Annotated in this window: 10 protein-coding genes; 1 reads left to right on the top strand and 9 read right to left on the bottom strand. The window is 55.9% G+C overall.

Annotated elements, in window-relative coordinates; translation table 11 throughout:
• Positions 1-10: 10 nt before the first annotated feature.
• The 4 genes from CLV88_RS21515 to CLV88_RS21500 form a co-directional block, all read right to left on the bottom strand.
• Entirely contained in the window at positions 11-1,024 is a 1,014-nt protein-coding gene (locus CLV88_RS21515; RefSeq protein ID WP_106610471.1) for a glutamate cyclase domain-containing protein, read from the bottom strand.
• The gene (locus CLV88_RS21510; protein ID WP_106610470.1) at positions 1,025-2,287 is read right to left on the bottom strand and encodes an aminotransferase class I/II-fold pyridoxal phosphate-dependent enzyme; all 1,263 of its coding nucleotides are present in this window, start codon (positions 2,285-2,287) and stop codon (positions 1,025-1,027) included.
• Positions 2,284-3,774, bottom strand: coding sequence for an aldehyde dehydrogenase family protein (locus CLV88_RS21505; protein ID WP_106610469.1), 1,491 nt, complete (start codon positions 3,772-3,774; stop codon positions 2,284-2,286). Before CLV88_RS21505 ends, CLV88_RS21510 begins: the two co-directional genes overlap by 4 nt.
• Positions 3,775-3,881: 107 nt before the next feature.
• Positions 3,882-5,258: an aminotransferase gene (locus tag CLV88_RS21500; protein ID WP_106610468.1), complete on the bottom strand. Its 1,377-nt coding sequence runs from the start codon at positions 5,256-5,258 to the stop codon at positions 3,882-3,884.
• Between the two features lie 104 nt (positions 5,259-5,362).
• On the opposite strand from CLV88_RS21500, the gene CLV88_RS21495 reads away from it, so the two are divergent.
• Entirely contained in the window at positions 5,363-6,289 is a 927-nt protein-coding gene (locus CLV88_RS21495) for a LysR family transcriptional regulator (RefSeq protein ID WP_106610467.1), read from the top strand.
• On the opposite strand, the gene CLV88_RS21490 is transcribed toward CLV88_RS21495, so the two are convergent.
• From CLV88_RS21490 to CLV88_RS21470, 5 genes are all read right to left on the bottom strand, one after another.
• A complete protein-coding gene (locus CLV88_RS21490) occupies positions 6,282-7,757 on the bottom strand; it encodes a sulfatase-like hydrolase/transferase (RefSeq protein WP_106610466.1) in 1,476 nt (491 codons plus the stop codon). The genes CLV88_RS21495 and CLV88_RS21490 overlap by 8 nt on opposite strands.
• Before the next feature lie 4 nt (positions 7,758-7,761).
• Positions 7,762-10,179, bottom strand: coding sequence for a GcvT family protein (locus CLV88_RS21485; RefSeq protein ID WP_106610465.1), 2,418 nt, complete (start codon positions 10,177-10,179; stop codon positions 7,762-7,764).
• Positions 10,180-10,181: 2 nt separating this feature from the next.
• Positions 10,182-12,599, bottom strand: a complete 2,418-nt coding sequence (locus CLV88_RS21480; protein WP_106610464.1) for a GcvT family protein — start codon at positions 12,597-12,599, stop codon at positions 10,182-10,184.
• A gap of 3 nt (positions 12,600-12,602) precedes the next feature.
• On the bottom strand, positions 12,603-14,111 hold the full coding sequence (locus tag CLV88_RS21475; protein ID WP_106610463.1) for a trimethylamine methyltransferase family protein: 1,509 nt from the start codon (positions 14,109-14,111) through the stop codon (positions 12,603-12,605).
• A gap of 137 nt (positions 14,112-14,248) precedes the next feature.
• A complete protein-coding gene (locus CLV88_RS21470; protein WP_106610462.1) occupies positions 14,249-14,851 on the bottom strand; it encodes a helix-turn-helix domain-containing protein in 603 nt (200 codons plus the stop codon).
• Positions 14,852-14,911: the final 60 nt, after the last annotated feature.

Below are 14,911 nucleotides of genomic sequence, written 5' to 3'. Positions count from 1 at the left end.
CCTGTAGATATCAGAGCGCGCGGCTCACGATGGTGCGGCAGAGCTCTGCCATAGCAATATGACTGTTTCTGGGAAAGCCATCGACACTGTCATCGACGATTCCGTGGGTCGAATTGATCAGACCGTTGGCAACCATTGTATCAAGCAATAGCGCCTCTCGGTCTGGAGTGTGAAGCAAACGCACGTCGCCTGCCCGGGCGACCATTGCCGCAGCGATTGCGGTACAGCCCCAATTTGAGCAAGCCGCTGTAACAAGAAAATCGCAAGACGTGACGGCGCCGATCCCTCCGCCACAGCCGCATTGGCAAACATCGCCATAAGGCACGTGCGCCTTTACATGATCTGCCACTTTGCCCATGCCGATTTCGTTTCCACCATCACCAACCGCGACTACCGGGATGCCACGTTCCAACGCCTTGTCGAACAGGAAATCGACACGAGCACGTCCCATGCCATAGTCAATCCCGCGCATCGAGTGATAAACGCCGTGTTCATTTCGCCCAACACGCTCTGTCGAAAAGAGCAGGTCAGGCTGCAAATCATCCAACATCGCGTCTGCCTGCGCGGCGCCCGCTTCGTCTTCGGTCGCATAGGGCAGCATGACAATTGTCGCTAGGCTTTTGTCGGACCGCGCAATCGCCGCCTGTTCCAACGTCACAGGAAACAAGCCGCCAGCCTGGCACGTGTTACGGATTGCTGGCAACAGCGTCTCTTCGCACAACATCACGCACGTTACGTTTCGCGCTAGAACCAGAGCCCGCGCAATCGCAGCAGCACCAGATGGGCCATCGTTTTCCCCCAGGTCCGCCGTGATCCATGCCCGCGAGACGGAACCCGTGGTCATCACCACCGTTCCGCCCTCAGGCACAGACATAAGCGCATCTGCCGCTGCACCGACCAAGGATTCACCTTGCAAAGCGCGTGCAGCCTCAAACAGATTTTCGACGCCGCGTTCCCCAATGTCGATGTTCACCAGTTGATCCAGTCGATTGTCGAGCCGTCTGATGAGTTTTGTATCCACCATTCATCGTTCTCCAAACAGCGTGGCTGAAAACCAGTGATCATCATCCAGATGGTTCGCAACTTCGTCAAACGCCGCAACAAGGCAGCACGCCACAGCGGTGGCGCCACCAGCGCGGGCGACCGCACCCGACGTTGGCTTGAGACGAATTGATACCCTGCCACCGGGCTGGCCGTGGGTATTTACGGTAACGATGCCCTTGTCGCGCAATATCAGCATTCCGACAGCCGCAGTAACTTCGGCTGGAACGCGCGCAGTCTCTGAAACCTTGGCCATCTCCAAAACGATTTGCATCGCGTCTTGTTCGTCAATCTTTGGACCAAGCGCAGACCGTTTTATGCGGCTATTCCCTAAGGCTTCTTCGAGCGCGGCAGCCAGATCTTGACCATCCTGTGCTTCCTGGGTGAGCAGTTTAGGAGCAAATCCTTGCAGCGACCGCATTGCGCCAACAGCGATTGGCGCACGCGCCTCCATGCCCAATTCGCTCGCCTTTGCCTGAACTGGCACCAAGGCCGCAGGATCACCACACAGAACACCGGCGCGCGGTCCAGACAAGCCAGCCTTGTCAGCGTTAGTAATCACCAGATCAGCGCCAAAGGACAATGATGGTGCCCCACCATGCAACACAGGCCGGAACCTTGCACCATACGCCTCATCCAAAAAGACAACGCACCCGGCGCGCTTGGCCGTGCGAACGGCAGCGGCGGTGAGCGCGTCATCCAGCATCGCCAGTTCAGAGGTGACTGTTGTAATAACCACCAGCGAGGGAACATGCGCCGCAAGCAGCCGTTTCATTTCGGGCAGGTCGTATGCCTCGATCACGGGAACGCCTGCCAGCTTTGCACCACGTGCCACCGACGCGTGGCTGCGGTCACCCGCAGGCACCAACGAGAGAACCGGTCGGTTGGCTGAATGAGCAAGCACGGCGGCGACAATACCAGCACTTGTTCGGTTTACGACTGCTGCCGCCTCGTCGCCATCGCCACCCATGTGGGCAATTGCCGCCTGACGCAGTTCCTCGCCATAAAGACCTGGTCCAACCCATTCTTCGCACAACTCAGGCAAATCCGAAGCGTCGACCGGGTAGAATCGCAGGTTGCCAGTGCAAACCGCAATCTTATCAATCCCTTCTCGTGCAACAAAATCCGCTGCCACGCGCCCGCCTTGTGCCAGTCTGCGCACTTCGTCTGCAGATCCCGCCAGCAAAGCGCCACGCGCGTAGCCAACGCTCGGATCAATCGGGTTTCCAAACTGATCTTCGCTCATTCACCCGCCTCGATGTTGATCGTGACACATTTGCGGTATGTATAGGCCTCCAGCGCGCCTTCGATCGAGTATTCGCTGCCCATGCCGGACTGTTTTGTACCACCATAGGACATACCGGGAATCTGACCGCCGCCTTGGTTCACTTGGATCCAGCCGGCATCAATTGCGCGTGTCATACGGGTGATGCGGCTTACGTCGTGGGTGAACAGGAAAGCCGCGAGACCGTAATGTGTGTCATTGGCCATTTCGATGACCTCGTCTTCGGACTCAAACGGAATAGCGACCATAACCGGGCCGAAAACCTCTTCGCGAGAAATACGCCATGTGTTGTCGACACCCGTGAGGATGGTTGGGTTTGGGCAAAATCCGGTGGGATCTTCATCCGGGGTTTCCCCGATCAGAAACGTGGCGCCCTCGGCTTCAGCTTCGGCCACAAATGCGCGGATTTCGCCATAGCGTTCCGCGTTGACTACCGCACCCATATCCACATCTGGATCAAGCGCATCGCCGACATTCAAAGCTGCCGATTTCTCGGCCACCTTAGGCATTAGCTCGTCCCAAATGTCACGATGCACAAACAGCCGTGATCCCGCAGTGCAGCTTTGCCCTTGGCGCATAAAGCGCATGGCATTTGCGACCTGTTGAGCCGTAGTGTCCAGACGTCCGTCAGAAATGGCATCCGGGAAAACGATCGTTGGGGACTTACCGCCAAGCTCCAGCGTCAGATTTGCAATGCGATCAGAGGTGACCTTACCAATCAGCTTGCCCACTTCGGACGAACCAGTGAACGACACTTTGTCGACACCCGGGTGTGCAACCAGTGCAGCACCTGCTTCTTCACCAACACCAGTGACCACATTGAAGACACCTGCGGGAAACAGGCCATCGGCCAATTCAGCGAGCTTCAAAATGGCCAGAGGCGCGTCTTCTGCTGGCTTCAGTACGAGGCAATTCCCCGTGGCCAACGCCATCGAAATCTTAACCGCGCCGAGCTGAAGCGGAGAGTTCCATGGAATAATTGACCCGACAACGCCGTGAGGTTCGCGTGTGGAAAAACTCAACAATCCTGGGCCAAGTGGGAGCGTTTCACCCTTTTGTTCGACCGCAACACCGCCGTAGTACTTCAAAACGCCAGCGGCGCCCAACGCCTCGCCACGTGACTGTGTTTTGATCGCGTTGCCGCTCTCGGCTGCAAGCACCCGTGCAACTTCCTCTGCATTCTCCTCAAGCCGACGCCCGAGTTCCGCCAAAAGCTTGCCCCGCTCGCTCGCAGGCAAGGAGCGCCACGCGGGAAGCGCGGCACGTGCGGCATCAACCGCCATATTCACCTCGGTTGACGTGCCGCGACCGACCTCGCAGATTGGAGCGCGGCGGGACGGGTTTTCAATTGTCAGCCTGGCGCCACTTTCAGGCCAGTGCCATGCACCATTGATGTAGCTTCCGGCAAGCCCGGCCTCGGGCAGTTTCGGTTCTAGAAGTTTTGTCATTCGTGTTCTCCTCAGCGAGACCGGTGTTCTGAAATAGGGTGCGCCGCCCCGTCGGGAGATCGGGGGCGGCACAAGATCCGAATGGGCGCTAACCCAAACGAAACATTTTAAATCTTCGCTCGAACAACTGCCGAAGCATCGTCCAACGCGCCTTTGAAACGCTCTGTCGCAACTTCGATTTCATCCTCATTGATGATCAATGGCGGCATAAAGCTGATCCTATCGCCAATCGCGCGCAGGTATAGGCCACGGTCATGTGCGAAGTTCTGAACCATCTCTCCCACTTTCAGGGCGGGGTCGAATGGCTCGCGTGTCTTGGCATCTTTCATTAGCTCGAAGCCACAGAACAATCCAACACCGCGCACTTCGGCCACCAATGGGTGATCCGCCAGCGCATGACACTTGGACAAGAACTTTTCACTCACTTTGCGCACATGACCGACAAGGTCCATCTCGTCATAGATGTCCAGTGCCTCAAGAGCGACCGCGGCCCCAACAGGGTGGCCAGCATAGGTATAGCCATGGCCAAACACACCGACCTCATCCGAGTTTTTCATCATATCGGCATACATGTCATCCTTGAACATCAGCCCTGAGATCGGAAAAAACGCCGCCGATAGTGCTTTAGCACAAGTCACCATGTCGGGCTTCATTCCCCATGTATCGGAGCCCCACAAATTGCCGGTCCGCCCAAATCCACAAACAACCTCATCTGACAGCAGCTTGATGTCGTACTTGCGTAAGACCGCTTGCATGTGCTCCCAGTAACCGTCTGGCGGCATGAGTGCGCCGCCACCCGAAATCGCAGGTTCAGCAAAGAACGCCGCAATAGTTTCTGGTCCTTCGGCAAGTATGAGCTCTTCGAACTTGGATGCCATCCGGACCGAAAACTCTTCTTCGGTTTCACCATCGATGTGAAAACGGTAGTAGTTCGGCAGTTCAGTGTGCTTGAACTCAGGCAGCGGCAGACCGAATTTTGCGTGCATGTGTGGTTGCCCGGACAACGACACAGTTGCGATGGTGTTGCCGTGGTAGCCACGAACACGACCAATGATCTTGCGCCGCTCCGGCTCACCCTTCGCGGTGTTCGTGTACCACAATAGTTTGATCGCCGTGTCGTTGGCCTCTGAGCCTGAACACTGGAACATCGCCCGCGTCATGCCGTTAGGTGCAAGCGCCGTCAAACGTTCACCAAGCTCGGCCACCTTCGGGTGGGACCGATTGTAAAAAGTTGGCGCGAAAGGCAGTGTATTCATCTGGCGCATCGCGGCATTCGCGAGCCGCTCGTTATGATACCCAAGACTTACACATCCTAGACCGGAAAAACCGTCGATGATTTCGCGACCTTCGCTGTCATAGATGTAAACCCCTTTTCCATGGGTAATCATGACAGGCCCATTTTCGGCATGTTGGCGCAAGTTGGATTGCGGATGCACGTGGTGTGCTTTGTCCTGTGCGATCGAGCGTTTGGCGTCGGCGTTCATGTCTGGCTCCAAGGGAATTCGTTGTTCTGATTTCACACTTCACTTGACTGAAATCCAATCTCGAAGTTTTCTCTCTTTGTTGAATTTTGTTCAGGCAACCAAATATGCGACCACTCCTTGATCTCCGGCACTTGCAATTGATCCAAGCCATCATCGAAACCGGGCGAATTACAGACGCCGCTGAAAAACTGGGGGTTACACCCTCGGCTTTATCCCATCGGCTGCGTGAGGCTGAAAGGCGTCTGGATGTGCCGCTTTTTACGCGCATGCACAAGCGGCTTCGGGTGACGCCCGCGGCAGAGTATTTGGCAGTGGTAGCTGAGCGTGTTCTGTCAGATCTGAGCCGCGCCGAAGAAGACGTGCGACGCATGAACGCCGGAATTCAGCATGTTGTGCGGCTCTCGGTTGAAGCCTACAGCAACTACCGGTGGTTGCCAGCGTTCATCAAATTCTTAAAGTCACGTACTGAGGCCATTGACCTTCAAATCATGGCTAGCGCGCGCAGTGATCCCCTTACAGGTGTGCAGAATCGTCAGATCGACATTGCGGTCATGTCTGGCGACATAACTCAACCTGGACTTGCATCTCTTCCTTTGTTCGAAGACCCCCTGCTCTACATCATGGCACCCACTCATAGGTTGGCGGATCGGCGATATGTCGAAGGCAGCGACATCGTCGGAGAGCCGTTTATTACCTATACCAAGGTCCCCCGACCTGACAGAGAATTTGCCCGCCTGTTTCGACCAACTGACAGTTACCCGACGTGGGCGGCAACAGTGGAATTACCTGAAGCCATTGTTGAACTGGTAGCTTCCGACCTTGGCACTAGCGTTCTGTCGAACTGGGCTCTGCGAACCGCGATAGCAGAAGGGCGCATTGTGGGCGCGCAGGTGACAGAGGACGGGATCACAATACCTTGGTGCGCAGTACTGCGCACTGAAGACATGCAAGAGGATGATCCGATTCGCGTGGTTGCGAACCTGTTGGCAGAGTGGTGTGGTCAAACCGATTCTGGATTTCACATTACCTGAGGCCCGTCTCAAGCACGCTTTTCATCGTCGCCAATCGCGGATCATCGTCGCCAAGTACCTGCATTTCGCGCGCTAGTTCTGAACGCATTAACCGCTTTTGTTCAGTAGCTGTACTGTGGTTGGCGAGGTTCAAGAGTTCGCTTGGGTCATTTTCAAGATCGTATAGCTCATCAAAGCCGTTTGATTGGATAACATATTTCCAACGATCCCGATAAAGCGCCCGCTGAAGGATGGGCACGTGCAGCCCGTAGTGCTGGGTCATCAGACGCTCGCGTGCTGGCGGAGCGTCTGGATCAGTCAAACACTTCGCCACCGAATTACCTTGCATTTGGAGACCAGCCGGAATGCCACATAATTCATGCAATGTTGGCGCAATATCCACGTTGCCGACCAAATGATTGCATTCCCACCCAACTCGCACTTTGGGTCCTGAAAACAATAAGGGAATACGCATCGTTTCCTCGACCATCAGGCTGCCTTTGTTCATCACCCCTCCGTTGGAGGCCACAGCGTCGCCGTGATCAGAACAGAACACAATCACAGTGTTCTCAAGTTCACCCGTGGCTTCCAGATGATCTACTAACCGCTCCAACGCGCGTTCGACCAATATGCAATGTTCAAGTGCGCGACGGGATAGCAGATCCCAGTCGAGTGACTCGGGTCGCAAGTCACTTTTCCATCGGTCTCTATAGTCTCGGTGATGCTCTGGTCGCTGAGAGAGGTCGCTGTTCAGATTTTCCGACGGTTGCACATTATGCAAAGGGGACGAGAACCCTGTCGGCATTGTATACGGCGGATGCGGCCCCCACGTATCGATCCGTAAGAAAAACGGCTGCGTTGCGTCCGTTTCCCGCACCTTTTCAAGCCACTTGATCGAAGCATCTGCCAAAAAGAAGGCTTCGTGAACTTCCTCCGGTCCATGCAGCAAAGCTGTGCCAGCCTCGTAGTCGAACCATGCGTCCTCGGCAGTGAGGTCAATCTTTTCGCCTGTGGCACGCCGAGATTCTCCGGGGCTTTCAACCTCAGCCCAAAGAGAGCCATCATGAAACTGTGCAAGATAGGCGCGGTACTCGGGCGTGCCATATGGATATCCATAGCCGGGCAGGGAAAACCCCTCGAATCCAAAATCCTGCGCCGATTGCGTTTGGCTCAGATGCCACTTGCCGAACCAGCCACAGCGATAGCCTGCGTCGGCAAAGTCGTGCTGGATCAAATGGTCGGATTGATCCAACTCTGCACGCCCTCCAAACCGGCCGTCGTTTTCTGTCACGCCATGTGTGTGGGGATATTGCCCCGTCAACATAGTCGCCCGCGAAGGCGAACAGATCGGAAGTACGGTGTAGGCCCGCGAGAACGACGTTCCCAGCTTTTGCAAGCGCGATTGCAGCGGAAACAAGGATGGATCCACCCCGCGGTTCGCGAATGCCTGATGATCTGCAACAATCCACAAGACATTCGCGTGGGACATGGTGTTAGCCTCGCTCTAACCTGCTGTTGGTTGGATCATACAACGGACGCTGGCTAGCGATAGCATTGATCCGCTGCCCTGCGACCATGATGTGGTAGCTGCGGCCAACCATGTCCTTGATACTCATGCCTTGCGGGCGTTCAACATACCCCATGCCGATAGCACCACCAACCGTCCAACCAAAACTCGCCGAGGTTAGTCGACCGACGATCTTGCCATCACACAGTATCGGCTCTTTGCCAAACACGAGCGCATTGGGATCATCAAGGCGGAACGACAAGAGACGACTTGCAGCGCCTTCGGACTTTCGGCGCTGAATTACCTCTTTGCCGGTGAATTCTGTCGAAAAGTCACAAGCAAAGGTCAATCCGCTCTCTACTGGGCTATCATGCGGCCCGATATCGTGACCCCAATGGCGAAAACCCTTTTCGATGCGGCAAGAGTCAACGGACATGCCACCGCAGTGGCGTGGCGCATTTGGCGTAGATACAATTGTTTCATAGACTTGCTGCGCAAATTCTGCCGGTATGTGCAGTTCCCAGCCCAGTTCGCCAACATACGTAATTCGCTGTGCCCGAACTGGCGCATGACCGACATGCAGGTCTTGGAAACTGCCAAAAGGGAATGCTTCATTGGACAGATCTGCGTCGGTGAGCGTTTCCAGAAACTCGCGTGAACGCGGGCCCATAAGGGCAAGCGTCGCCTCGCCGGAGGTTACATTGACAACCGACACACCTGAACCTGCAAGTTGTGTTTGCAACCAGCGATGGGTCTGAGGCTCTGCACCGGCAGAGGCCATGACCATGAAACGCGTGGGCGAAAGACGCGCGACAGTGACGTCTGCCTCGATGCCACCATGATCATTGAACATATGCGTATAGACCAATTCGCCCGCAGCAACGGCCATATTGCCCCCGCATACCCGCTGCAATTGCGCCTCGGCGTCCTGCCCATCAACAAGGAAGCGGCCAAAAGTCAGGTCGATCATACCCAGATCGGTTCGCAGCGCCTCGTGCTCTGCTTTCCAGTCATCAAACCAGGGCTCGCGCCTAAACCCGTCGGTCATGTCGCGACCGAAATACAATGGCCGTTCCCAGCCGTTGGCACTGCCGAATTGAGCGCCCGCGTCGCGCAGGTGGCTGTAATACGGCGTCCGGCGCAACCCGCGGGCGTCTGGCTTGCGCAAATAGGGCCAATGCATCGCATAGGCATGGCTTAGCGTTTCCGCCGCCTTGGTCGCCGTATAGCTGCGCGAATTCAGCGCTGGTACGATCCGGCGACTGTCGACATCGGTCAGGTCCATGGTCATCTGACCGTTCATTATCCACTCCGCCAGAGCCTTGCCCGCGCCGGGTCCGTTCTGGATACCTGTTGAGTTGAACCCTGCAGCCACCCAGAGGCCAGTCACATCAGTGATCGGCCCCAGATAGTGTTTGGAGTCTGACGTAAAACACTCTGGACCATTAAAGAACTTACGAATGCCGCTCTCGGCCAGCGCTGGAACACGTTCCATTGCTGCTTCAAGGATCGGATATAGGTGTTCCTCATCACACGGCAGCTCGTCAAACTCGAAATGCTCTGGCAATCCGTCTTTGGGCATCCAAGGCGTTGCATTGGGTTCGGAACACCCTATCAAAAGCTTGCCAGCGTCTTCCTTGTAGTAGGCGTATTCATCCATCACACGCAGCACTGGCAAATCGCCCGTAACGCCTTCGATGGGATCGGTCACCACATAATAGTGGTTGGTGTAATGCAGCGGCACCTGAACCCCGTGGCCCAGACCGAATTCGCGCGCCCACATGCCCGTGGCATTCACCACATGCTCGGCGCGCACGAGGCCCGCTTCTGTTTCCACTCCAACCGCGCGACCACCTTCGATCACCACGCGCTCGACTTTGGTATCCTCAAAGATCTGCGCACCGTTCATCCGCGCGCCTTTGGCCAGCGCCATCGTGGTGTCGATCGGGTTTGTGTAACCGTCACCAGGGAACCAGAACGCGCCCTTTGCCCCTTCGGTCGAGAGCAATGGCCAGCGCTCTTGTGCCTCTTGTGTCGAAATTTCTTCGGCGCGCACGCCGCAGCCATGGGCATAGTCGACTTTGCGCCGCAACTCTTCCATGCGCGCGTCATTCAGGGCGACGGTCAGCGACCCGTTGCGCTTGAAACCAGTGTTTTGCCCAGTCTCACCCTCTAGGCTCTCCATCAGATCGAGACCATATTTGGCAAGCGCCGTCATAACCGGCACGCTTTGGGTTTCACTGACCAGCCCGGCGGCGTGCCACGTGGTACCCGATGTAAGTTTCTTGCGCTCAAACAGCGCAACCGACCACCCGGCTTTGGCCAGGTGGTAAGCCGTTGCGCAGCCAACTATGCCGCCACCGACAATGGCGACCTGTACATCCGTGGGAAGAGTTTTGGACATGTTCAGCCTCTGAGCCGGTCGTTTTCTGGGTCATAGAATGGCGTAGACGCAACTGTGGCTTTGACAGGCACACCTAACACCTCGATCTCGAACTCATCGCCGGGTTTTGTCGAAACGGTCAGATAACCCAGCGCGATCCTTTTGCCGATCCGAAAACCGGTCCCGCCCGAGCTGACATAACCCACCGGCTTGCCGTCTTTGCAAATTGGGTCCGAGGACAGCGCGTCCGCGCCGTGCCCTTCAAGTTCAAAGGCTGTGAAATGATAGTCCTTTGGCGCACCCGCCTGCGCCAAAAAGGCGTCACGCCCTACAAATGAGTCTTTCTTCTTGCTGACAAATCGGTCCAGTCCGGCATCAAAGGCGGTGTATTCAATGCCAAAGTCCGCACCCCACCCATGATAGCCTTTTTCCAACCGCATTGCGTTCAGGGCATAGGAACCAAATTCAATGATACCCTTGTCCGCGCCTTGTTTCATAATCGCGGAATAAACCGTCGTCAGGTCCTCAGAGCGAATGTGAAGCTCCCAACCCAGTTCACCAACATAAGAAACGCGCAGTGCAATTGCGGGCACACCCGCAATAGTGATCTCGCGCACCGTCATCCATGGCGCGGCCTCTTTGGAAAGGTCATCATCGGAAAGCGGTTGCAATACGTCGCGCGATTTGGGGCCCATGACCATCAGCGCCGCGTCAAACTTTGACCCACGCGTAAGTGTCACACCTGTTACGGGCAAAAACTGCGACATCCAATCGTGGTCGCGCTGATCTGCGAGTGTTGGGCCACAGAGCAGGTATTTGTTTTCATCCAAACGCGCGATGGTCGCCTCTGACCAAACTTTGCCCTTGGGCGTCAGCATATAGCTGAGTTTGACCCGCCCGACTTTGGGCATCGCGCCACAGAACACTTCGTTCAAAAAGTCGGTTGCGCCCTGTCCTTCGACCTCATACCGCGTGAACCCGCCGTGATCCATCACGCCGACATTATCGCGCACACCCTGACATTCGGCCTCAACCGCGTCATGCCACACTTCGTGATGATAGCTCAGCTTACCATCATCCTTGATCGCATCGGTCTCAAACCAGAATGCGCGTTCCCATCCAGCAACTTGCCCAAACACTGCGCCTTTGGCTTTCAATGTGTCGTAGAGCGGGGTTGTCTGAACGGGCCGACCCGCTTTCCACAAGCGATGCGGATACGGAATGGCGTATTGGTTTTCATAAAGCTCGCTCGACCGTTTGACAGTAAAATCAAACGTCGCCCACTCTTCTCCGAAGCGGCGAGGATCCCACATCGACATATCCCATTCAGGTTCGCCTTCGGTGATCCATTCAGTCAGGGTTTTGGCGGCAGCTGCGGAATGGGTGATCCCAACGGGGAAACAGCACGCGTGGTAGAAGTTGGGCAAGCCAAAGGCGGGGCCACACAGTGGTGCGCCATCGGGGCTGTAGGGGATGGGCCCGTTTACAAACCGGCTCACGCCCGCTTCGCCCAACAGGGGAACATGCTCAAGTGCAGATTCAAGGATTTCTGCTATGTCATCGACGCTGTCAGGATAAAGCTGATTGGCAAAGCAATCGGGCATTCCATCCAACCAGGCCGGACGCCCTTCGTGGCCATAACTGCCCAAAAGCAGCCCGTTCCGCTCGCGGCGGAGATAATACATGATGTCCGGGTCGCGCACGAGCGGGAAGTTATCCGGGTTCGCCTCAAGCTCGGGCAAGCTTTCGGTAACCAGATACTGGTGCTCCAATGTGACAACCGGAAGCTTTTGGCCGACCATTTCACCCACAACGCGGCCGTAATATCCACCCGCGTTGATCACGACGTCACAAACAACGTTGCCCTTGTCCGTCACGACTTCCCACTCGCCCGATGGGCGGCGGGTGATCCCGGCAACTTGGGTAAAGCGAGCGATCTGGGCCCCCAGGTCACGCGCCCCTTTCGCCAAGGCTTGCGTCAACTGGCTTGGATCTACATCGCCCTCATACGGGTCCAGAATTCCACCAATGATACTGTCGCCAGAGCTGAAATAGGGATGCATGTCGTCCATTTCAGACGGCGTCAGCATCGCCATGTCATATCCCAACCCCTTGGATATCCCCACCAGATGGCGGAATAGATCCATCCGCTCTTGGGTGTGAGCGGGCCAAAAGGCGCCGGTATGGCGATAAGTGATCGGATAATCTACCTCGTCGGCCAGATCTTTATAGAGCTTCCACGCGTAGTTCCCAGCGCGCATCCCCCCCCAGCTGTTAGCATAGGTTGGGATGTTCCCGGCAGCATGCCATGTTGAACCTGATGTAAGCTCGTTCTTCTCGATCAACAAAGTGTCTGTGACACCCGCTTTTGCGAGGTGGTACAGAGTAGAGACGCCGACGGCGCCCCCACCAATAATCACAACCTTGGCATGAGTTTTCATGTTTTAGACTCGTGGAATTTCTGGAAATAGAATTGGGAACTTGGCGCGTATAGCGGCCTCGGCCTCGGCCGGAAGATGGCTTGGCACAGGTAGAGTCTCGATCTCTGACACCTTTGCCATGGCGCGATCCCATACGGTCAACGCGCCACTCTCAAGCCAGTCATTTACACTTTGGCGATCGCCGATCGCCGGATAGACGTATTCTTTGGTCATCAAGTCCAGCGTCTGGGCGGTGCCCAGGTAATGGCCTTCACCCGTTACGACCTGCTCGATCACGTCGAGATCAACGGCCCCTTCAAACATCTCAACCCCACGCACGGACCGCAAGATCGCGCCGCACATGTCGTTGTCGATCACCAGCGCCTCTTTGGAGGCGGCCATAATGGAACCCAGCATGCCGACGCTCAGGTTGATCATGTCCGCGCCACCCTGCGCGGCAAGGGCGATGGTATACCCCTTTTCATAGCCTGACTGCGCATCTGCGGTTTTGGCATCAGTCATCCCAGCGGAAACGGTCGACGGCAAGCCCAAGTGGAAGAGCAGCTGTGCAGCGGCAGCGTTTGCTACTGCGGCCTCGCCCGATCCACCGGTCATCGCGCCGGTGCGCAAGTCGGAAATGAATGGCAAGAATGCCAAAACACAGGGGAAACCCGGCTCCATCATATTAACCAGAATCAAGCCCGCCAAAGATTCTGCGAGACCCTGAGCCAATGCGCCCGCCAGAGAAGCCGGGCTGGTTGCTCCGGCCTGGGCCGCCGAGCAAATTTGCAATGGCATCCCCAGACGCACACATTCCCGCATAACACCAATTGCCTCTTCGGCAAGCGTGAGCGGCGGTACGACATGACAGATCGAAGCGAAACAGAACGGCTGCTTTTTGAACGCCCCCTCTCCACCGAGCGCGATGTCAAACATTTCGACAACCGGCGCCACGTTTGCAGGCTCGAAAAAGCTGGTTCCAATTGGTTTGGACGTCGCCTTCATTGCCGCAAAAGCAGTGTTGATATCAAGAGTACGTGGATCTTCGATGTCGCGCGCGACAACAGGGCGAAGTGAATAGTGGATGTTTTCACTAATATCCACAACGCGCATGAGTTCGTAGAGGTCCTTTAACGTGCTGTCGCGAAATTTCTGGGTGTGGGCATCCAACACCTGAACCGCGGCACCTCCGGTCCCAATATGCACCCGACCGCCACCAACTTCGATCCCGCGCTCCCGCACAAAGCCTGGCAACTCAACCCGCTTGCACGCCTTGGCGATCACGTCCTCGGTCAGGCTGCGGGGAAAGGTGATCCTGCCGTCTTCTCGCGCTTGCGCGCCGTTGGCCAAGGCCAGGTCGCGCACATCTTCGGGCACGCCCCCAACGCCAATCTTTTCCAGAATTTCAAAAGCGGCATTCGTGACATGCTCAAGCTTGTCACGATCCAATGGCTTAAACTGCCCGCCAACAGGCGGAGCACTTACAATATCAGGTAGCTGAGAAGCGCCTGTCTTTCGTCTGGTTCGCCGCATTTGCGCCTCGTAGAACTAGGTATCGAACATCACTTTACGAGTGAGTCTTGATTAATCCAATTCCAATAAACGCTCATTATTGTGAATGATTTTCACGCAAAAAATTTTGTTCGTGGCGACTATCTACAGCTTTCAACTTACTCAAGTGAAACCCAAAGTACCTGCGCATCTTCGTCACTCGTGGAAATACAACCATGTCCCATCGCGCTGTCGTAATAGACGGAATCCCCGGCAGTCATGGGCAGCGGACGGTAGTGCTCAGAGAAAAAGGTCAAATCGCCACTGAGAACATACATAAACTCTTCGCCCGAGTGACGAATCCACGTGTCAAACTCAGAGACATCACGCGCCTTGATCGTCGCGACATAGGGTAACATGCGCTTACTGGCCAATTCAGCGCAAAGCAGCTCGTGGTGGTAGGTCGGCGTTTCGCGCACTTCACCTCCCCCTTTCGGGGTAAAATCACGACGCCCTGTTACGCCTGACTGGCCAGATTGCACAAACAACTGCGGTGGGTTCATATCCAGCGCTTGTGTTAATCGGCGTACGATCTCAAAACTTGGGCGCGTTTGGTTATTTTCAATTTTGGAAAGCGTTGAACGACCGATTCCCGCAATGCGTCCTGTTTCCTCTAACGTCCACCCTTTCGCGCGCCGAGCGTCTCGAACCGACCGCCCAAGTGCCGCACCATCTTCTGGCACGTCCATTCCAGACGTTTCCCGTGGAATTTCTTCCCCCATAAAATCCCCCTATTTTCCACAGGTTATCGAGAGGACATAGTTCCTTCAACCGCGATAACA

This window comes from Shimia abyssi (assembly GCF_003014475.1).
Classification (GTDB): domain Bacteria; phylum Pseudomonadota; class Alphaproteobacteria; order Rhodobacterales; family Rhodobacteraceae; genus Shimia; species Shimia abyssi.
This window is presented reverse-complemented; position numbering and strand designations above follow the sequence as displayed.

Bases quoted from the DNA above. Each gene is read 5' to 3' on its own strand.
- CLV88_RS21515 (WP_106610471.1), bottom strand. From the start codon at position 1,024: ATGGTGGATACAAAACTCATCAGACGGCTCGACAATCGACTGGATCAA.
- CLV88_RS21510 (WP_106610470.1), bottom strand. From the start codon at position 2,287: ATGAGCGAAGATCAGTTTGGAAACCCGATTGATCCGAGCGTTGGCTAC.
- CLV88_RS21505 (WP_106610469.1), bottom strand. From the start codon at position 3,774: ATGACAAAACTTCTAGAACCGAAACTGCCCGAGGCCGGGCTTGCCGGA.
- CLV88_RS21500 (WP_106610468.1), bottom strand. From the start codon at position 5,258: ATGAACGCCGACGCCAAACGCTCGATCGCACAGGACAAAGCACACCAC.
- CLV88_RS21495 (WP_106610467.1), top strand. From the start codon at position 5,363: ATGCGACCACTCCTTGATCTCCGGCACTTGCAATTGATCCAAGCCATC.
- CLV88_RS21490 (WP_106610466.1), bottom strand. From the start codon at position 7,757: ATGTCCCACGCGAATGTCTTGTGGATTGTTGCAGATCATCAGGCATTC.
- CLV88_RS21485 (WP_106610465.1), bottom strand. From the start codon at position 10,179: ATGTCCAAAACTCTTCCCACGGATGTACAGGTCGCCATTGTCGGTGGC.
- CLV88_RS21480 (WP_106610464.1), bottom strand. From the start codon at position 12,599: ATGAAAACTCATGCCAAGGTTGTGATTATTGGTGGGGGCGCCGTCGGC.
- CLV88_RS21475 (WP_106610463.1), bottom strand. From the start codon at position 14,111: ATGCGGCGAACCAGACGAAAGACAGGCGCTTCTCAGCTACCTGATATT.
- CLV88_RS21470 (WP_106610462.1), bottom strand. From the start codon at position 14,851: ATGGGGGAAGAAATTCCACGGGAAACGTCTGGAATGGACGTGCCAGAA.